Annotated in this window: 16 protein-coding genes and 5 pseudogenes; 1 reads left to right on the top strand and 20 read right to left on the bottom strand. The window is 69.0% G+C overall.

What is annotated here, in order from left to right; genetic code table 11:
- Nucleotides 1-83 precede the first annotated feature (83 nt).
- The 4 genes and pseudogenes from STTU_RS24865 to STTU_RS24890 form a co-directional block, all read right to left on the bottom strand.
- Complete coding sequence (locus STTU_RS24865; RefSeq protein WP_007827939.1) at nucleotides 84-290, bottom strand: hypothetical protein; 207 nt, start codon at nucleotides 288-290, stop codon at nucleotides 84-86.
- A gap of 154 nt (nucleotides 291-444) precedes the next feature.
- Entirely contained in the window at nucleotides 445-660 is a 216-nt protein-coding gene (locus tag STTU_RS24870) for a hypothetical protein (protein WP_007827940.1), read from the bottom strand.
- Between the two features lie 469 nt (nucleotides 661-1,129).
- A pseudogene (locus tag STTU_RS33485) lies at nucleotides 1,130-1,894 on the bottom strand (IS5 family transposase).
- A 247-nt stretch (nucleotides 1,895-2,141) separates the two neighbouring features.
- Nucleotides 2,142-2,804 (bottom strand): hypothetical protein, encoded by a 663-nt coding sequence (locus STTU_RS24890; RefSeq protein WP_007827945.1) that lies wholly within the window; start codon nucleotides 2,802-2,804, stop codon nucleotides 2,142-2,144.
- 107 nt (nucleotides 2,805-2,911) lie between these two features.
- Here STTU_RS24890 and STTU_RS24895 point away from each other — a divergent pair, with 107 nt between their 5' ends.
- A complete protein-coding gene (locus STTU_RS24895; RefSeq protein ID WP_007827947.1) occupies nucleotides 2,912-3,730 on the top strand; it encodes a barstar family protein in 819 nt (272 codons plus the stop codon).
- A gap of 85 nt (nucleotides 3,731-3,815) precedes the next feature.
- Here the strand turns inward: STTU_RS24895 and STTU_RS24900 are convergent, their stop codons facing one another.
- The 16 genes and pseudogenes from STTU_RS24900 to STTU_RS24975 form a co-directional block, all read right to left on the bottom strand.
- A complete protein-coding gene (locus STTU_RS24900) occupies nucleotides 3,816-4,430 on the bottom strand; it encodes a hypothetical protein (protein WP_007827950.1) in 615 nt (204 codons plus the stop codon).
- A gap of 98 nt (nucleotides 4,431-4,528) precedes the next feature.
- The gene (locus STTU_RS24905; protein WP_043256266.1) at nucleotides 4,529-4,885 is read right to left on the bottom strand and encodes a hypothetical protein; all 357 of its coding nucleotides are present in this window, start codon (nucleotides 4,883-4,885) and stop codon (nucleotides 4,529-4,531) included.
- A 158-nt stretch (nucleotides 4,886-5,043) separates the two neighbouring features.
- Nucleotides 5,044-7,494: a tyrosine-type recombinase/integrase gene (locus tag STTU_RS24910; RefSeq protein WP_234019314.1), complete on the bottom strand. Its 2,451-nt coding sequence runs from the start codon at nucleotides 7,492-7,494 to the stop codon at nucleotides 5,044-5,046.
- Nucleotides 7,487-8,683, bottom strand: a complete 1,197-nt coding sequence (locus STTU_RS24915; RefSeq protein WP_043256271.1) for a tyrosine-type recombinase/integrase — start codon at nucleotides 8,681-8,683, stop codon at nucleotides 7,487-7,489. The genes STTU_RS24910 and STTU_RS24915 overlap by 8 nt, the downstream gene beginning before the upstream one ends.
- 66 nt (nucleotides 8,684-8,749) lie before the next feature.
- A pseudogene (locus STTU_RS24920) lies at nucleotides 8,750-9,013 on the bottom strand (hypothetical protein); the annotation flags it as partial.
- 612 nt (nucleotides 9,014-9,625) lie between these two features.
- Nucleotides 9,626-10,414, bottom strand: coding sequence for a winged helix-turn-helix transcriptional regulator (locus tag STTU_RS24930; RefSeq protein ID WP_043256275.1), 789 nt, complete (start codon nucleotides 10,412-10,414; stop codon nucleotides 9,626-9,628).
- Entirely contained in the window at nucleotides 10,411-11,034 is a 624-nt protein-coding gene (locus STTU_RS24935) for a hypothetical protein (protein ID WP_007827963.1), read from the bottom strand. Before STTU_RS24935 ends, STTU_RS24930 begins: the two co-directional genes overlap by 4 nt.
- A gap of 11 nt (nucleotides 11,035-11,045) precedes the next feature.
- Nucleotides 11,046-11,510: a hypothetical protein gene (locus STTU_RS24940; RefSeq protein ID WP_043256277.1), complete on the bottom strand. Its 465-nt coding sequence runs from the start codon at nucleotides 11,508-11,510 to the stop codon at nucleotides 11,046-11,048.
- Complete coding sequence (locus STTU_RS24945; RefSeq protein WP_043256280.1) at nucleotides 11,507-12,229, bottom strand: hypothetical protein; 723 nt, start codon at nucleotides 12,227-12,229, stop codon at nucleotides 11,507-11,509. Before STTU_RS24945 ends, STTU_RS24940 begins: the two co-directional genes overlap by 4 nt.
- Nucleotides 12,226-12,765, bottom strand: coding sequence for a DUF4913 domain-containing protein (locus tag STTU_RS24950; RefSeq protein WP_043256282.1), 540 nt, complete (start codon nucleotides 12,763-12,765; stop codon nucleotides 12,226-12,228). Before STTU_RS24950 ends, STTU_RS24945 begins: the two co-directional genes overlap by 4 nt.
- Before the next feature lie 85 nt (nucleotides 12,766-12,850).
- The gene (locus STTU_RS35050) at nucleotides 12,851-13,078 is read right to left on the bottom strand and encodes a hypothetical protein (RefSeq protein WP_007827971.1); all 228 of its coding nucleotides are present in this window, start codon (nucleotides 13,076-13,078) and stop codon (nucleotides 12,851-12,853) included.
- A 396-nt stretch (nucleotides 13,079-13,474) separates the two neighbouring features.
- Nucleotides 13,475-13,765, bottom strand: a pseudogene (locus STTU_RS36245) (DNA cytosine methyltransferase); the annotation flags it as partial.
- A 40-nt stretch (nucleotides 13,766-13,805) separates the two neighbouring features.
- Nucleotides 13,806-14,015, bottom strand: a pseudogene (locus tag STTU_RS36250) (hypothetical protein); the annotation flags it as partial.
- Entirely contained in the window at nucleotides 14,012-15,163 is a 1,152-nt protein-coding gene (locus STTU_RS24965) for a DnaB-like helicase N-terminal domain-containing protein (RefSeq protein ID WP_043256284.1), read from the bottom strand. The gene STTU_RS24965 and the pseudogene STTU_RS36250, both read right to left, overlap by 4 nt.
- A gap of 49 nt (nucleotides 15,164-15,212) precedes the next feature.
- Nucleotides 15,213-16,986: pseudogene (locus STTU_RS24970) on the bottom strand (type IV secretory system conjugative DNA transfer family protein).
- A gap of 124 nt (nucleotides 16,987-17,110) precedes the next feature.
- A complete protein-coding gene (locus tag STTU_RS24975) occupies nucleotides 17,111-18,370 on the bottom strand; it encodes an ATP-grasp domain-containing protein (RefSeq protein WP_043256287.1) in 1,260 nt (419 codons plus the stop codon).
- Nucleotides 18,371-18,397: the final 27 nt, after the last annotated feature.

Here is an 18,397-nt window from a genome sequence, read left to right on the forward strand (position 1 = left end):
CCCACGCTGCCTCGCTGGACAAGCAGCCCAGGGAAGAAACGACAGGGCCGCTCCGCACATGTGCGGAGCGGCCCTGTCGTCGGTCAGGAGAGCGCGAGCGTGAGTGCCTTCTTCGTGAGGCGGAAGGCGGAGAAGAGGCCACGCACCTCGCAGAGCGTGGGGCGGACGACCTCCGGCCAGTGATCGGGGACGGACGGCCAGGAGGCCAAGAGCACCGAGTCCTTGGCGAGACCCAGGTGTGCCTGGACGTCCCATCCGGAGTCGGCGCCCGGCTCCCACAGGAGACTCATCTGGCCGGGGAGCAGGGGGACTCCCCGAGAGCGCCACGCGATACGGATGGGACTGTCATGGGAGCGGGAGCGCTGAGGACGAGGGCTCCGTCACTTCCGTCCGGTACGCGGCGGGTGGCGTGCTGGTGCAGGTACAGGATGGGCTCCATTCTGGTCAGCCCCACGCGAGGGCCCGCGTCGCGGCGGGTGGCAGGTGGCCGTCCTGCCCGGCCTCGGCGATGTACGCGACGCCCCCGCTGACGACTATCGAGGGGTACAGGGTGTGCGCGAAGGGGAAGTCGGGCTGGATAGCCAGGCGGACCCGGAGGTATCCGGGAACCTGTCGGAGCGACGGCGATGAGGTCGTCGACGGTGTAGTCGTCGGGCACATGGAGGTCCTCTCGTGTGGGAGCTGAAGCCGGAGGACAGGGAGTCCTCGGCGTGATCGGACGTCGAGCGGGGTGTGGCCGGTGGGTGTTCAGTCCACAAGGGCGGTGACGGCGGTGACGGCGGTGACGGCGGTGACGGCGGTGACGGCGGTGACGGCGGTGAGGGGGGTGCCGATGCCGAACTCCTGCGTTCAGGGCTCATGGCCGGCAGAGGGCGCGGTGACGCGTACGTGGATGCCTCGCGCCCAGGCGCCGGGGTCCTCGGGGAGCCACCCGATGTAGAGCCGTCCGTCCGGCGACGTCGCGTGGACATCGGCAGGGCGCGTTTCCACGAGCGTCCGCGACGCACCGTGAGGAGGTCTAGAAGCGGACCCGCTTCGTAGTCGGGGGCGAGTACAGGGAGGGAAGATGGCATTTCGATTCGCCTTTCAAGTCGAGGGTTGACGAATGTCCGTAGAGCTCGTAACACGATCATGGTCGGGTCTTCTTGAGGCGCCGGTAGCAGATGAGGCTGCAGGCGAGGGAGACGAAGGCGTCGTGGAGTTCATCGGCAAGCTCCGCTACGTCGTCGAACAGACCTTCGACCTGCTCCACTCCACCGATGTTCGGTGATCCTTTGCGGGAGATGACGGGCGGGACGGGACGGGACTCGTCGGCGACGCGACGGAGCTCGTCGCGGTGGGGGTTCGAGTCGTAGCCTTTGTCGCCGAGCAGGGCGTCGGGTCGTCTGCGGGGCCGGCCGGGGCGGCCTGCGACGGGTGGGATGCCGTCGACCAGGGCGAGGGTCTGGGTGACGTCGTTGACGTTGGCCGCGGTTGTGATGTTTGAGCGGGGTGCCGCGCTCATCGCAGATCAGGTGGTGGTTGCTGCCAGTCTTCCGCCGGTCGACCGGCGACGGACCGGTGTCGGCGCCCCCTTTTTCGCGCGGATATGGGGACCGTCCACACAAGCACGGGACCAGTCGAGTTCACCGGCCGCGTTCAGCTCCGCGAGCAGGCCCCGGTGCAACTGGTCGAAGACACCTGCCTGCTGCCACCGGTCCAGTCGGCGCCAGCAGGTCTGCCCCGACCCGAACCCCAGCTCCAGGGGCAGGAGTTGTTAGGCTATGTCGTTGTAGAGGACGAACAGGATGCCCTGGAGGCAGAGCCGGTCCGACACCGGCCTCGGCCCCGGAGACCGCTCCGGCCACGGTGGCGGCAACGGCTCGATCAACGCCCACAGCCCATCGTCCACGATCCACGGTCGAGTACCCACGCCCTCACGAACGGCCGAATCATCACACCGGTAACGTCCTACCAGGACGATTCAGCAAGATCGTGTTACGAGCTCGTAGGTTGACATGCGTGCCGGGTGTTTGCGTAGTCCATTTCCGCTACCCGCGTCTTCTGGAGCGGAATAAGCGGACAGAAAGCCGGAGGCATCAAAAGCCCGCGCCGTCGGCCTGAAAGGCCGACGGCGCGGGCGGGCAAGACTTATTACCGGATCAGGATGCCAGGCCGAACTCGTCAGGGCCCGGCGTGTCGGCGGAGCCGCGGCAGGCCCACGGCGAGCAGCCCTCCTCCGCGCCGGTCTCCAGGTCCCCCTCGTCCGCACCGTCCAGGGTCAGCTGCTGGTTGAGCTGAGCGCGCTCGGCGCCAGTGACGTGGTCGATGGGTGCCTGTGCGAGGGGGATGCGGGACCGGTGGAGGAAGGCTTCGCCGAGCAGGGGGTGGCCGGACGCGGTCGCGTGCGCGGCTCCCTTGCGGATCTCGGCGTCAAAGGCGACGACGTCGTCCCACTCGGCCGGAGAGGCGCGGATGCGGCGCCACTGGCGGTTGCCGTGAAACGGGCACCCGAGGCAGGAACTCTTCGGAGTTCCGCCCAAACCGATCGCCGTGAGGTAACGCAGGCAGTCCTCGCGCGACCAGTCGAGGTCGATCAGGGGATGCCGGTTGTGCATGTACCGGACATCGGCATCCTTGGCGCGATGAAATTCATCGGTGGAGATCCCCACCCACTGCTCCACGAATACCGAGGCAGGAATGCGCTGCGGATACGGATATCCGAGAAGTTCCCGCACCTTCTTCTTGATCGGCTTTATTTTGTATTCGCCGGTACTTCTCTGCACTTCACCCTCATGGGTGAAGGCGGGTATGTGATTCGTCAAAGGGCCTCCGAGATGGATGGGATGGGGGTCAGGGGTGGGAGCGGCGCCGGCGACCGCAGGGCAGATCCCCACGCGTCGGTAAGATCAGCGCTCTCAATGGGGGTGCGATGCAAACATCTGGGCGGGGCGACGATGGGCAGAAGTACTCGCTGACCTCGGGCGAGGACGACAGCGACTTCTGGGGCTTCGCTCAGGAAGCGGAGGGGTTGTTCACGCCCCTGGCGGATGAAGAAGGAGCGCGCCGAGTGCACCTGGCGGGTTGCCTCCCGCAGGGTGGCCTACTGAGGTGCGTCGACCATGTCGGCAGTCGTCGTGCCGTGGCGGGGAACGCCTGGTTCGAGCTCCTCGATGGTGACGGTGCCACCATGGGGTCCTACTTCGTCAACGAGGTCACCGTCATCGACGTCAAGCCCTCCGCCAGTGGTGCCGGCCTCGTCGACCTCACGGTGACGCTCTGGTGCGAGAACGCCCTGCCTGGAGCTGAACGACCGTGGGAGCTGGTCCGCACCGGTCGCCTGAACCACACCGGAATGTGGCACGAACTCGCACCCGAGGACCGACACGCATGGCTGTCGGTGGCCCTATGGTCCCGGGAGTACCAACGCCAGGGGAAGCCCGATGCGCCTGCAGGCCAGGTGTTCACCTTGGATGGTCGACACATCGCTGACCGGGACACCTTCTACTGCGCGATCGGTGAGGCCATCAACGGACCCGGTGGATACTTCGGCTGGAACCTGGACGCTCTGGACGACTGTCTGAGAGGCGGCTGGGGCGCGACCACTCCGTTCACCTTGCGCTGGGACTTCTCTGCCGAGGCTCGGACGCGGTTGGCGGAACGCGTGCCCGCCGGTGATCGCGAGCTTGTGCTGTTCGACCTTTTCCTGGAGATCTTCGAGGAACGGGGTGTGAGCGTCATCCTTCGGTGACAGCTCGTTGCTTGTCGGCGTACTCCTGTGCGTGCTCCACCAAGTACGGAGATATGTGCACCAGGGAGGAGGTGAGCCAGCGACATCATCCCGCGGGCCTGGCGGCGGCAGGACGATGAACCTCCAGGATGACTGCGGTGCCTGCCACAGTGCGGTCCTCGTGCATGTTGATCTGCTGGCCGGGCTGGACGTGCGTCCAGTGGGAGGGAGTGAGGGGCACGAGGCGAACTGTGGCTCGCTCGCCGGGCTCCAGATACGGCATGTCCTCAACCCAGAGACGGGCAACGCTGACCGCACGTCCACCTGTGGGCGAGAGGTGGCCGATGTCCCACATGGGCCGCAGAACACCGGCGCCGGAGACTGGCGTTGTGCGTCGCGCCTCGGCGGCAGGACGGAGCGTCAGATCCGCCCGGATCACGCCGTTGCGGGTCTCGGAACACCGCCAATGGCACCAAGCTGCGCTCCGCTCAAGACGGAGCTGCTCAGCCGCGTCGGCAAGCTTCTCCCAGAACGCCAGAGGGAGCGAGCGACCGTCCCCCAGCTCCTCCAGCAGGCCCAGGGCAATCTCCCACTCGTCATGGACGAGGTAGTCCCAGATATCTCGCACCGTGATGTCGTTCTCGGTGGCAGTCTCTTCCGAAACCAGCAGGGAAGCTGACTCGAGCAGCCCAGGGACGTCCATGCGTTCATTGTCGACCATGTGAAAATCAGGCTGCGCTCGCCTGGTCTTGCTCGATGGCAGCGAGCCGGTTCTGGGGCCGTTGATGGAGATGGCGTCGCAGCCTGATCGCCAGGTCTTCACAGATCAGGCCAAAGGTGTCCTTCGGAGTAGTCGTGCCAGCCCCGGAAGAACCAGCTGGTCAGATCGCTGATTCGTTCCATGCAGTCCTCGTAGTAGGTCTCGGGGGTTGGCCGTGGGAAGTTCGGATGTGAGGTCCACGTCGGGACCCACGTTGCGATCTCATAGAACCCCTCGGCCAGCCACCGATCGAGCTTCTCGTTACCTTGAGACTGCTCGCACGCAACCCGCATAGCCCGTTCAAGGCGGGTGAAAGCAGAACGATCCCACTCCAGGTCCCCACGCAACCGCAGTAGAAAGCTCCCCTCCTCTGCGTCGAACTCCCGCTTCAGAATCTTCTCGATGGCCGCGTCCATGACGAGATCATGGCAGCCTCTGAACGGAACTTCGGCACGGCCCTGCGACGGTGAGGCAGTCATCCCGTCACCTACCCGGTGGTGCACGTAGATCTGTACTTGGCGGAGCACTCGGAGAGGTACGCCGAAATCGCTTCGAAGCATCGGTCTGGGGAACGTCACTCGGACTCCTCCGCACGGCGGCGTGCGGGGATGCCGAGGTGGACGGCCGGTCGCTGGGCTCGGCGTTGGGTCTCGTCGCGCTTCGCGCGGAGGAAGGTGAGGGTGAGGTCGGTGCCCTCGATCTCACCGATCCAGCCTTCGGCCTCGGCCTGCGTCCTGCGTTGCAGGAGGTCGGCTTCGAGCTCGGAGAGCCGGGCGAGCATCTTGGGATTGACGTGGAGCATCGGGCAGCGGATGCAGGCGTGTTCGTGCTGGCAGGGGGTGCCGTATGGGCGTCCGCAGGAGCCGAGCTCGACCTTGCGGCGGTCGAAGTGCTCCTCGAACTCGGTCCACTCCTGCTCGGTGGCGTCCCGGTACTCCTCCGAGGGCCGGACCTGGCGCCTCTTGTGGAGGTGGGCCTGGTAATGGCGGATCACGTCCTCGTCGAAGACGGCGACATAGCCGCGGGTGGTCTGGATGCTGAGGTGACCCAGCAGCGCGGCGCCGATATGGATGGGCAGGCCACTGTTGACCAGCTCGGTGGCGAAGATCCTCCGGAAGTCGTGCGGGGTGAACTTCAGCCCGCGGAAGCCAGGGTGGGTCTCGGCCAGGTCCTCACAGCGTCGGCTGATCATCTTCTGGATGGTGCCGGGGTTGAAGATCTTCGATCCGATCGCTCCGTTCTGGCGCTGGAAGAGGAACGGCATCGGCGCACTCCAGACCTTGTCGTGCGGGTCGTAGCGGCTGACCAGCGGAATCGGCCTTCCTCGCCGGCCATGGCGCCGGATGATCGAGGCGATGACGTGGAACAGCTCGGCCGACATCGGGATGACGCGCTCGCGGTCGGTCTTGGACGGTTCGATGACGAGCAGGGCGATGACCTCGCCGTTCGCGCGCTGATACTGGCGGATGCTGAGGTGGGTCAGCTCGCACAGCTCCTCGATGCGGACTCCGGAATGCCGCAAGGTCTCCACTGCCGCCCAGTCCCAGAAGGCAGCCTCCTCCTCCGTGCCGATATGCCTCAGCTCACCGGAGTCCAGGTCCAGCACACGGGTGGGAACGGCGTCGCCGTGCCGGAGCCTCTTCTGGTCCGATTCGCTGATCACCCGGCGGTAGGCGTTGCCAGCGTATGTGAACTCCTCCCCGTCGGCGGCCTGGTCGGCGCGTTCGAGCAGGAGCCGGGCATGGTCGTAGCGGGACTCGACGTGCTCGACCAGGACGGGCAAGAGCGGCTGGCGCTGCCGGGTGCGGTCCGCGGAGCGTTCGGTCCCCTTCCGCCGGCGGACGCCCAGACCGTGGAATTCACCAGGTGGGACGGGACACGGCGCGACCCAGGCTGCCCAGCGTTCGGGTTCAGCAGCAGCCCAGGTGTGCAGGTCGTAGTAGAAGCTGCGGACCGAGATGACGATGTCGTCCTGGCCCCGTCGGTGGGTGCCGTCGTCCTTGAGACGGATCGTCTCGCGCCAGCGCGTATAGAGGTCCGGTGCGATCCGAAGGCCCTGCTGGCCGGGGTTGAGCTGCTCGATCTTCACCCAGAAGTGCTTGACCAGCAGGAGCGCGAGCTGCTTCAGGCTGGAGTAATCGAGATCCGCTCGGCGCCGGCCGAAGTAGTCGATCAGCAGGCCGCGGACGGCCTGGTCACGGATCCCGTACTGATCGACGAGCTCCTCGATGGTCCGCTGGCCGCGCATCATCGCCGCCCGCATAGTCGTCGGCGTGGAGGCCGGGAACCGCCCCATCGTGATCAGGGCCGTCCACATCCCGTGCCCGAACAGGCGGTTTGAGGCCGGTTGCCCGGGCTGGAGGCGGCAGCGGGCCAGCCGGTTGTCGTGCGCGTACTGGAGGATCGACTCCGGCGTGACGTCGGCCAGCGCGACGCCTTGGTAGGTCAGGAGCGTGCACATGTCGAGCACTGCCTCCCGCTGGTGCTTGAGCCGCAGCTCCTGTGCGGCGATGTGCTCCTCGAAGGTGACCAGCAGCGGGTCGTTCTGCGCGGAGATGAACAAGGGCGTGAAGTTGTTCAGCTGGTTTTGCCGGAAGGCGAGCATCGTGGGCTGGACGACGCGAAGGCAGAACAGCGTGCGGACCCCCGGGGTGACCGCGAGGCCGGTCGTCCGGCGGGCACCCAGACTGTTCGCCTTGATCAGCCCCTTGCCCAGAGGGCTGGCGTCCCACCGGTCCTGCCAGGTGTGCCCCGGGTGGGTGGACAGGTACTGAAGGATGCCGCGGGTGGCCTGGGCGCGCTGGTGCCGGGTAACGGTGGAAGCGTCTTCCCAGACGTCGAAGGCCAGCTTGGAGATGTGGTTGATCGACGCTGCAGACAGTTCTCCGTGCGGTCGCGGCGGCGGCTCCGAGACCGCAGGCTGCGGCTTCATCGGGCCGCCCACGAACCTGCTGGGAAAAGTGAGCCCCTCCACGATGGGCCCGTGACGGCGGCTGACACCGGTGGTCGTGCTGGACCTAGCCACCGAACACCACCTTGATGTCATCCGCGGAGTACCCGGTGGGGTAGCTCGTCGCCGGCCGCGGCGTGCTGTAGTGCTCCGCGAGCTTGTCGAACATCTCCTCCACCCGCGCCGTCAGGTAGCGGCTGGTGGTCTGGATGTTGGCGTGCCGCATGATCGCTTGGACCTCGACCGGCGTGAGCTTCCCGCCGTTGGCCATCCGGGACGCCGCCGTGTGCCGAAGGTCGTGCAGGGTCCAATTCGTGCCCAGCAGCTCGTTCGCCCGCTGCATGATCCGGCGCATCGCCCAGTAGGACAGGGGGCGATCGCTCCCGCGACGAGTTCGCCAGACCGACTCGCCCCGTGCCGGCGTGCCCGCTTCGTCGAGATACCGGGCCAGCCGGACGAACGCCTGCGGCGAGGCCGGCACCGCTTCCCTCTCCCGGGTGCCCTTGGAGATCACGTAGATCCGCTGGCCGGCCCAGTCGATGTCGTTCACCCTCACCCCGAGCAGTTCGACCGCGCGGGCGCCGCTGGATACGTAGAACTCCAGCAGGGCTCGGTCACGCTCACAGCCCATGCGATCGAACAGCTCGTCCCACAGCCGGTCGGGAATCGAACGGGGCGGCCGGTCGGAGACCTTCTGCCGCAGCCGGGTCCGCCCCACGACCGCCCGCGGCTCCAACGGACTCCGGTGCGCAAGGGCATGTCGGCGCTGCGGCGAGATGGGGACAGGGTTGACCACCGGCCCGTTGCCCTGGTGGGTGTGGAACCCATAGAAGCCGCTGACCACCGACAACGCATGGTTGATCGTTCTGGGCGCGTATCCGGCACGGAGCGTCGGCTTGCCGGTCCTGAGGTTCACCGACCCGGGCACGTGTCCGCCCGGTTGAGTCCGCCGTCGCTGCGGATTCGAGGCCGTCCGCAGCCACCCCGCCAGCACCGCGACCTCAGCCTCGGTCGCCTTCTCCCACGTCACCCCCAGCAGCCACAGCAGCCGGAACCACCGCAGTAGGCCGTACCCGTAGCTGCGTACCGTCAGCGGACTGCAGTCGTTCAGTGCCAGATCCCGCAGGTAGGCGGTAGCCGCCTCGATCTCGTCGTCGTACGCGTTCACGACGATGTACGGCGGGTGGACGCCCCGAGCGGGGACAACGGCCCCCACCCGGGGCAGCTCCGCCCGCCCCTCGATCAGTTCCTGTCGCAGTTCCAAGGTGTTCCTCCTCGTCGATCGCACTGACCATCACGTCGATCAACGAGGGGAGTTGGTGCAGATAACTGTGCACTGGCGTCGGGCCATTCCGGGCCTGCCGTCCGCGTTGCGAATATGGAGTGGCATGCTCGCGAAACGGTGGCTGGGATCGAGGGCGTCGGCGCGAATATTGCCGGAAGAGACGCGGAGGACGGGGATTCCTGCCGGTCGTGCGATCTCCTCCTCGATGCGGTCAAGGTGCGCGTAGACGGCCTGCGGTTCCCAGCCGGTATCAGCGAAAATGGCGTAGTCGGCCTTGGGGAGGATTCCCTTGGCGGACAGGGCGAGCATCGTGGTGGACTGGACTCCGGCACCCAGGGAAATGATGTGGAAAAAGGGGTCAGTGATAGGAGGCTCCATTCGGAAAGGGGAGATGCCGGGTGGCGCGTTTACCTCCGACGCTGGACCGGGCTCTTTACCACTGCGGCAGCGGTCGGCGGCTCTGCAGGCTCTTGCACGTGCAGGGCGAGGCGGCCCTCAGTCGTCACGCGCACGCTCTGTGACCCGAGGGGGAACGTCCTTGCGCCAACCACGACGAGGCCATGCGTCCGCAGGGCCTGGAACGGCTTCGGGTGGACGGTGTGGGCCCGCATGGATCGACGCGCCGCGAGAGAAGCTGCTCACCTTGGTGTCGTGGCGGGCGATCTTGCAGAGGCGGCGTACTGGGCTGCCGTCAGGGTGGGAACAGCGGGGCGCCGACCGTCGCGGTGCAGCGGCAGAGCGGCTCGTGCGCGGATCGGGGTGGGGCAGCGAGTCACGGAGCATGCCGTTGCGGGACGGGGCGCTTGCCGCGGTGTAGTGGTCGTTGGGGGCGTAAGCGGCCGAAGACAAGGCGGGCAACTGCCGGGGACTGGTGAGAGGCCGCGCGGCGCAATGCCGCGCTGACGCTTGAGTGCGGCCCGGTCATCGGCGTGTCGAAGCACCGGCAGACGGGCGGGGCAGTGACCAGGGGGTGACATGTTCGACGTGGCTGAACTCCGGTACTGCGGGCGGAACTCGCACGGCATTCTCGCGTCGTGGTGCGTCGGGTGCAGGTGCCTTCCGGGAGAGGGGGCGATGCGGGGCCGCTGCCATCCGGTCGTGAGGTTTCGGCCGGTTCCACGAGGCGATCTGGTCGAGCAATCCGGGGGCGTCCACCCCGGCACGGGTGACGAAGAGGTTGCCTCGGGCGCGAAGACCTCCGTTGTCTTCCACGAGGATTCCACTCGCGCAGAGCCGGACGACTCCGTACTGGGCGCTCACGTAGGGCAGATCAAGTGCGTGCGCGAGCTGAGCGATGGTCGCACCCGGGTTCGAGGTGAGGTGGTTCAGGAAGGGCGCCAGGTGCTTGTACGCGAGGTGGTGGAGAGCGTCCTCGACGCGCTCGGCTTCCGGTGCGGGAGGGGCGAGCAGGTCGTGCTGGCGCGACCAGTCCCCGAGTGCGGTGTGGACGTCGCGAAGGCTGGCCCCCAGGGGGGTGAGGGCCACGGGCTTGCGCGGCGCCGCGGATTCGATGAGTCCGTCGGCGGCCATGCGTGTCAGCCGCTTGGCGAGGACGCCGTTTGGGACGAAAGGCAGGTTCTTTGCCAGGGCGCCCGGCTGGAGGGGGCCGTGGTGCTCCAGGGTCTGCACAACCCAGGTCGTCCACCGGGGGGCGATCTTGCTGATTGCCTGTCCGGCGTCGGTCGCTTGCTTCGTCGGCTGGGGGCTCATGCGACGGTCTCCGTTCGGGAAAGCAGTGCGCGGACGAGGTGGGGAAGGGATTCGGGGCCGCCGGGCGCGAGGTTCTCCGGGCTGTGGAGTGCCTCGGCGTCCTCCCGGAGTCCGGCGGCAATCTCTTCGCACTCGGTGTCCAGCCGGGCCCCGGCCTCAAGGGCGGAGGCGAGTGCACCGGCGTAGCGATCGGGCGCGATGTCGCACAGGGCGGCGGCTGCCCGGACGGAGGCGAGCGGGAGCGTGTGGGGCGCGGTGGCGGTCGACGCCGGGAGGGGAGGGGAGTCGGGGGAGCCCTCGGGCAAACCGGTGTTGTCGCAGATCGTTTCGACGGCGTGAATCAGGGTGGTGAGGGATTCGGTGTACCAGCCGAGGGCCGAGGCGAGGCTGGACAGGGCGAAGAGGTCCGCGAGGGTACGACCTGGGTTGTCGATGAGGGTGTCGAGCTGCTCGGACAGGTGGGCTGCCACCTGCGGGCCGGCGGCCAGGGGGCCCAGGACGGGGTGGAGGTAGGAGCGCGTGGGCGGGGTCGGGTAGGGGGCCGTGAGGCTTGCGGCCACCTGGTCGGCTGCCTCGTTCAGAAGGTCGGCCAGTTCCTCGGTGGTTGAGAGTGCGGGCACGGATTCTCGTTTCAGCGGTTGCGTGCGGGGGCTGCGGAGGGGTGCAGCTCGGTGCGGGGCGAGGCAGCGGCCTGGCGGCCGGTCCGCGCGCGCAGGGCGTGGGGAGAGCGAGCCCGCGCCGCGGCGAGCTGCTCCGGGGAGGGGGCGTCTCGTTCGTTGATCCGGTCGAGGCGGAGCTGGGCGTCGCGGTAGACGGTGTAGCCCCTGCGGGGACCCGCCGCGATGAGGAATACCTCCTGGTCGTGGTGAAGGTCGTAGCGGGTGTCCCGGTACTCGACGACGAGTCGCCACCGCGCCTCGGGATCGAGGACGACCTTGTGGGCGCCGTCGAGCGCGCCTCGGAGCGGATGGGCTGTGCCTTCGCCGTGGACCAAGCGCTGCAATTCCAGAAGGGCGCGATCGCGGATCCCTTCCGGCAGCCTGCGCAAGTCGAGCAGCGCGTCGGGGTGCGCGGCGAATCCGTACCGCGCCGTCACAGCGACCGCCCACGCTCGCGCGCGCCTTGCGGCGCGGGAACCTCGCCGTACGCCGGGACGCTTGAGGAGTACGAGGAGCGGCTGCGGGCTGCTCGGACCCGCAGGTCCGGCGAAGGCGGGGGCGGGAGAGGGGTACGCCGGTCGCCGCGGAGCCAGGCCCGTGCGGTGGTCGTGGACGCGAACGCGCCCTCCTTGAGGGAGTAAGTGTCGGCTCGTGCCGTCTCCAGGAAGACCCGAAGGGGGCGCGCGCGGGCGGTCTTGTCGATGCCCATGACCCAGGACTCATCCTGCCCGTGCCATTGGTCGAGGATCCGCAGACGGCTCCGGCGCAGCCGGTTCTCGGCGATGACCGTGAAGGGGTCGCCTGGCCGGGGCAGTCCGTCGGCGAGCCGGACGGCAGCGGCGCCGGGGCAGCCGTGTTCGATGAGCCATGCCTGTGCGAGAGGAGCCAGGGTGTGCCGCTGGTGCTCCATGCGGAACAGGCCGGCCTCGGGCGCCCGCTCGACCCGGGCGGAGAGCAGGGGCGGTTGGCCGGCGACGGCCCACCCGGCTGAGGTGTCGTGGAGCAAGTACCACGACGTCGTGCCGGTATCGGTGGTGTTCTCGTGGTGCTCCGTGAGCGGTTCGAGGTCTGTCTCCAGAGGAGCCTTGATGGAGAAAAGCGTTGCCCCTTCGTCGGGGACGAGGCCCTCCAGGCCGAAGGAGAAGCCGGTCTTCACGCGTCCGCCAGGTCGGCCGGGGACGGAAGGAGACGGTGGGCTGGACGGGCGGCGTTGGTGGTGCACGCCGCGAACGGACCGTCCGAGGAACGAAGTTGCGCCATGACGTGGTCAAGGTGGTCGCGGTGCCAGACGGCCGGCCCCGTCAGGCCCGCCTCAACGTCGGTGAGCGACTGCCAGGCCAGCCACAGCCCGTGGAGCCGGGCAACCGCCTCGGGGTGCTCGCGCCAGTCGGGGCACCACGGTCGCGCGGCGCTGATCTCCCTGCCGTACACGGGAAGCAGGAGGTACTCGACCCAAGCGGTGAGCCCCTCCAGCTCTCGCGCGTACTCCTCGCCCCCGAGTGCGAGGATGAAGAAGGACTCGCCCTCCTCCTCGCCTTCCACAAGCGGCTCCAGGGCGGGGACTGCCCCGTCGGCGCCACCCGAGACCCGTTCGATCTTCCGCTGGAGCGCGGAACGGACGTCCGCCAGCTCGTCGTCGTCCAGACGCACCTCGTCCGGTATCGGATCAGGTTCGACGTTCTCCGCTGTCAAAATCTCCTCCTACGGCTCGGGTGGGCACAGGGTCCGCAGAAACCGCGGTTTGGCCATGCCGTGGGGGAGGAGGTAGAGACGGTCGCTACCGCACCGCGTGCTCGCCGTGCGCGCAGGCGAATTCCGGCACGAGGAGGCGCAGAGCCTCCTGGGCCTGCTGGGGGACGACGCCGTTGCCCAGCAGTGTGAGGGAGGCCGGACGCCCGAGCCCCGGTGCGTGCGTGACCCAGCCCTCTGGGAGGCCCTGCATCCACTCCACGAACTCGGGCCGCAGGCGGCCCTCGACGGTGGGCGCGGGCGCGGGACGAGTCAATCGCTCCCACCGGGTGATGGCAGCGTCGTACGGGCCCCACTGCCGCTCTGGCCCGGGTTGCGGCACGGAGCCGAGTTGCTGGTGCTGCGAGGGCAACTCGGTTTGCCCGGCGTCGACCTGAGCGCGGCTACCGCGCCGGGCAGGGCGGGGTCGCCTCGTCCATACGCCTGCCGGGGGGAGCCTTTCGGGCCGTCGCTGGCCTTCGGCGTCGGGAGAAGGTGCTCGACCTCGTCCTGGAGGTTCGGTCCGTGGCCCCCGGCTCGACGGCGATCGGGGTGCTGGCTCCCCCCGTTCGAGCCGAGGTTGCTCGTCGGCGTCTTGAAGAGAGTGGCTGGGCCGGGCGACGAGGAAGACCCGCTCGCGTCGGTGCGGGGCACCGATCGCGGAAGCGGGTAGCACGAGCCATCGAGCGTCATACCGGAGGTCGGCCAAGGAGCCGAGTACGGCGCCGAGTGCCCGCAGACCAGGATCTGCCTGGTCTCCCATGCACCACGGGCAGGGTTCCAGGTCGCGAGAGGGGGCGGCGGGGGAGGTGAGGAGTCCTCGGACGTTTTCGATCACCACCAGGCAGGGGCGGAGGGCCTCGATGGCGCGCGCGACGTGCAGCCACAGGCCCGAGCGGGTGGACGGGGCAAGACCGGTACGCGGACCGGCGACCGAGACGTCTTTGGCAGGGGAAACCAGCAGTCAGCACGCATACGGATGGAAATTCGGCCCAGGGCACGGTGCGGATATCGCCCAGGTTGGGTACTGCGGGCCAGTGGCGCTCCAGGACGCGTGAGGCAGCGGGATCGGTCTCCGCGTGCCAGATGACCTGGCCGTGGAAGTAGTCCTCCACGGCCAGGTCCAGGCCGCCGTAGCCGGAGCAGAGGCTGCCGACCGGGCGCGCGCAAGTCGTCGAGGCTCGTGGGGGCGGTTCGCGTGGGGGCGAGGTCATCGCGCGTGTCCCTCCTTCGAGCGCGCTGAGGGGTGTGAGGAGGGCTTGGCTGCGGCGCTCGTTGCAGCGGGGCGACTGCGGGCGCGCGCGAGGCCGGGCTGGGCTGCCTCGCGGATCTGCTCTTCCCGCGTCCGGCCGACGGCGGGAGGCATTCCCGTGCGCGCCTGCTCCCGCCGGTTGCGGGGAGAGGAGATCGTTTCGAGAGCCAAGCGCCCGTGGTGCACGAGCCGGGCGGGGGAGTACCGGATATCACCGGCCATGTTCTGCACGCGGTCGGCGGCGAGATCGATGGCCCGGAGCAGGCCGGAGGCGAGAACGCGCTCGCCTAGCCAGTCGAGCGAACCCGCTGCCGGTCCCCGGCTGACGGCGTCGAGGCGGCGGCGGTTCTCGGGCGACAGCAAGTCGCGCCGACGGACCTCCCACGTCAACGTCAGGGTGTCGACGGGCTCTCCACGGTGTGCGAGAGCGCGTGCGCAGGTGAACAGATCCCCGTACGCGGCGAAGTCGCCGGGTTCGAGCCAGGAGATCGCCTCCAGCCCAGAGGCCCTTCCCCGTTCGAGTGCGGCGAGAAGGTCACGTTCGTGCTCGACGGGGAGGTTGAGCGGCGAGTGCACCGCGTCGTCGAGGGCCGGCGCGTGCCCCCTGGCCCGGGGAGGTGCGCCCCACCGCCGTCCCACGGCGTCGAGGTGCTCGGCGAGGGCGTCCACGCGACGAAGAGCAGTGCTCAGTGCTGTGTCCAGGCCGGAGCGGTGCACCTCCCGCGCGGCTTGTCGTGTGGCCGTGGCGTGGCGCAGTACGGAGCGGTGGAGCGAGCCTTCGAGGACCATGCGCCCGTAGACCGGAGCGTGGTCGACGTACGGGCAGGAAGCGATCAGGTCGTGGAGGTACGGAGCCGAGAGCCCGCGCACGCGCCGCTGAGCCTCGCCGAGGATCGCCTGCGGCCAGGCGAGGGTGACCGGCTCGGCCTGCGCCTCGGTTGCCTTCGCGGGGGCCATGGCCTGGGCGGCGGCGAACAGGGCGGTGTGGTGGGGGGAGTGGAAGTCGTCGGGATGCAGCCAGGAGAGACGGTCGAGTTGGGAGGGTGAGAGCAGGACGGCCCCGAGCAGGGCCTGCTCGGCGCGCAGCAGCGGGTCGACCCACGGCGTCATGCGGGCGTGTTCCACTTCGGCGGGGCCGGCCAGCTCAGGGGTGGTGTGGTCATGAGCACGCTCCGAAGTCGTCCTGGGTGAGCTTGGCGAGGGCCCGGTCAGTGATGGATGCGGTCGCGGCGTCCGAGGCGGGCCCGAGGGTCTTGGCCGAGGGCTCCGCGTACCAGGGCTTGAGATCGATGAGCGCGATGCGCGTACCGGTGGCCAGAACCAGCGCCTTGCCCTTGGGGAGGGCGCGGATCTGGTCCGGGGGGAGGATGCGCTCGGTGCGCAAGCTCACCGAGGTTGACGTGCCGCTCTCGGAGCGCGAGACGGAGGTCGTCTGCACTTCGTGCTCGCCGATGGCCCGCGAGAGCTGGTCCGCGAAGTCGATGTCGTCGATGCCGGAGCCGACCAGCTTGATCGTCGCGGCCGACCAGAGGGCGTCCATACCGTTGTCGCCCCACACGCGTTTCCCCTGCTTGTAGCTCTGCAAGATCGTGATGGGGAGTACGCCTCGGCTGCCCAAGTGCGAGTAGAGATCGGGGAGATCGCTGATGCGGCAGACGTTCGCGGCTTCGTCGAGTACGCACAGGGCGGGCGGGTCGAGCCTGCCTCCGCTGCGCTCGGCGACGGCGACGGCCGCGCGCATCACCGAGTCGGCGGCGGCGGCGATGATCGCCGCCGCGCTCCCGCCCCCGTCCTTGGAGAGCAGGAAGAGGGTGTCCCGGGACTGGGCGAAGTCGAACGGCCGGAACTCGGGCAGTTTTGCCGAGCGGGTCACCCACGCGGCGATCTCCGGTTCGAGGAGGCAGCTCGCGTACTGACGGGACGTCTCGTAGATCCCGTCCCGGGTCTCGACGGCACCGGAGACGGTGCCCTGGAGCTGAGCGGCCACGGCGTGGTGGCCGGCGTCGGCCAGCAGGTCGACGGGGGTGCGGTCCGAGGGCGAGGCGAGCCAGGCGAGGACATCGGTCACGGGCCGTCCGGCGGAGGCGGCGGCGAGGAAGAGCGCCGCCAAGGTGTTGCTCGCGGCGGTCGACCAGAAGTCGTTGCTGTTGTTCTCGTCCACCGACGCGGCCACGAAGTGCCCCGCCAAGCGCTTCGCGCCCGCCAGATCATGAGCGGAATCGAGGATGTCCCACCACATCCGCCGGGGGTAGTGCGCGATCTGCTGGGGATCGAGCGTCCACACGGTCCCCACCGCAGCCCGCGCGTCGAACGTCGTGGTGAAGGCATCGCCGCCCGCCTTGTTCGAGGTGAGGACCACCGGCCCGGGGGCATCCAGCATCGCGGGGATCGCCAAGCCCGTCGTCTTGCCGGAGCGCGGAGCCATGATTGCGACGATCACGTCCTCCCAGCTCGCGCGCACCTCGGCGCGGCCCAGGACACCGAGACGGACGCCCCGGTCCGCGGCAGGTACCTCTTTTCCAGCTCCGGTCCTTCAGGCTCGGGCGGAGCGCGATCGCCCGCCGCGCGATCGCCTTGCCCGTGAGGGCGGCCACGTCCTTGCGCGAGGCCATCCCCTGGCGGCGACCGGAGGCGAAGCGCGCCCAGAGGAGGGCGGCGAGCCCGGCGAGAGCGACGGTGAGAACGGCGGGCACGATCCGGACGCCGACCAGGAGCGCGAGCGGAGGCAGCCGCGGCCAGAGGACGTCAGGGTGGAGCGCGGCCTCCACGGGGGCGAAGGGCGACCAACCACGCTGCCCAAGCGCGAGGTTGACGGCGTTCCCCACGAGGTAGGCGAAGGTGCCGTACGTGAGGCCGGCGCCGACGGCGCCGAGCAGCGTGACAAGAGCTGCGTCGGTGCCGGTGGCGGAGGTGGGCGGGCGAGGGGTGCGCAAACGTTTCTCCAGGTGGGCTGGCGACGGGGGCGTGCTGCCTGCTGCGGTCTGCACATCAGAGGTCCCATACCGGTACGAGGGCTGAGGGTGGTCCCGGATCGGCGCCCGCGCGGGACCGGCTCTTCTACTGCGCAGGCTCGGGTTCGACGTGGAGCACGAGCGCGGCTTCTGCCGCGTCCCGTGCGGTGACGGCGTCGGTGAGCGTGGGCCCCGAGGTGATGAGGTAGCCGATGCGCGCCTCGTCGAGGGAACCGTTCGGGGGGAGCGCGACCCGGTCTCCGGCGTCACGCAGCCAGCCCCACTCGCCAAGGCGGCCCGCACCGCTGCCCCTGGGAGGAAGGGCGTTGAAACGCCGCTCGGTGAGGGTGCCGGAGGTCTTGGGGTAGAGGAGGCGTACGGCCGCCGCACCGTGGCGGGTCGGCATGAGGTCGGGCGTCATGTCCGCCGCCACCGAGGCGGCAATGCCCGGGAGGTCAAGGCCAGTCGCCCGGCACACCAGGCGTCCGATCCAGTCGCCGCCGATACGTGCGTTCACCTCGATGATGCGCGGCCCGTTCTTCGTGACGCGCATCTCGACGTGCGAGATCCCGTCCGTCACACCGAGCGCCGCGAGGGCCTGCCGGGCGACCGGGGAGACGAGGGGAAGCAGCGAATCGTCGCGCTCCACGGTGTGGCCGACCTCTTCGAAGAAGGGCGCGAACGAGACCTCCTTGCGAGTGACGGCGAGAGCAACGGTCTCGCCCGCGAAGGTCATGCACTCCACCGAGATCTCCGGCCCGTCCAGGTACTCCTCGACGAGAACGCCGTGCCCTTCGGGGCCCTGCTCCCCGGCTCCCGCATTCGCGAACTCCCATGCCTCGGCCAGCGCTTCGGGCCGGGAGGCCTTGATCACGCCGATGCTCGCGGCGTGGGAGGCCGGCTTCAAGACGACGGGGTAGCCGATGGTGGCGGCGGCCTGGGCCGCCTCGTGCACCGACTGGACACGCACCGACCGGGCCGAGGGCACTCCGGCCTCGGCGAACAGGCGCCGGGTGGTTCCCTTGTCCCGGCAGGCGAGCATCGCCTCGACGGAGTTGCCGCGCAGCCCGAGCCGTTGGGTGAGGGTGGCGGCGGGGACGAGAGCGTATTCGTCCCACGTCAGCACACCACCGATCTCATGACGTGCGGCAATGGCCAGACCGGCGGCGACCACGGCGTCGGCATCACGCGGGTCGGCGACCTCGTGGTCGACGACGAGGTCGCCGACCAGCCCGGCAGGAGGCGCGGCGTCGATGACGACGAGTTCATGCTCGGCGGCGGCCGACTCCCAGCAGTAGCCACGGTATGTCTCATCCGTCCCGCCCACGATCACGAGGACGGGCAGAGCGGAGGAAGAGAAGGGCATGGTGATACTCCAAGTTCCTTTTGCGGG

This window comes from Streptomyces sp. Tu6071 (assembly GCF_000213055.1).
GTDB classification, from domain to species: domain Bacteria; phylum Actinomycetota; class Actinomycetes; order Streptomycetales; family Streptomycetaceae; genus Streptomyces; species Streptomyces evansiae.

What these genes read in the sequence shown, in the direction of transcription:
- STTU_RS24865 (WP_007827939.1), bottom strand. Translation starts at nt 290, where the DNA reads ATGAGTCTCCTGTGGGAGCCGGGCGCCGACTCCGGATGGGACGTCCAG.
- STTU_RS24870 (WP_007827940.1), bottom strand. Translation starts at nt 660, where the DNA reads ATGTGCCCGACGACTACACCGTCGACGACCTCATCGCCGTCGCTCCGA.
- STTU_RS24895 (WP_007827947.1), top strand. Translation starts at nt 2,912, where the DNA reads ATGCAAACATCTGGGCGGGGCGACGATGGGCAGAAGTACTCGCTGACC.
- STTU_RS24900 (WP_007827950.1), bottom strand. Translation starts at nt 4,430, where the DNA reads ATGGTCGACAATGAACGCATGGACGTCCCTGGGCTGCTCGAGTCAGCT.
- STTU_RS24905 (WP_043256266.1), bottom strand. Translation starts at nt 4,885, where the DNA reads ATGGACGCGGCCATCGAGAAGATTCTGAAGCGGGAGTTCGACGCAGAG.
- STTU_RS24930 (WP_043256275.1), bottom strand. Translation starts at nt 10,414, where the DNA reads ATGAGCCCCCAGCCGACGAAGCAAGCGACCGACGCCGGACAGGCAATC.
- STTU_RS24965 (WP_043256284.1), bottom strand. Translation starts at nt 15,163, where the DNA reads ATGACGCCGTGGGTCGACCCGCTGCTGCGCGCCGAGCAGGCCCTGCTC.
- STTU_RS24975 (WP_043256287.1), bottom strand. Translation starts at nt 18,370, where the DNA reads ATGCCCTTCTCTTCCTCCGCTCTGCCCGTCCTCGTGATCGTGGGCGGG.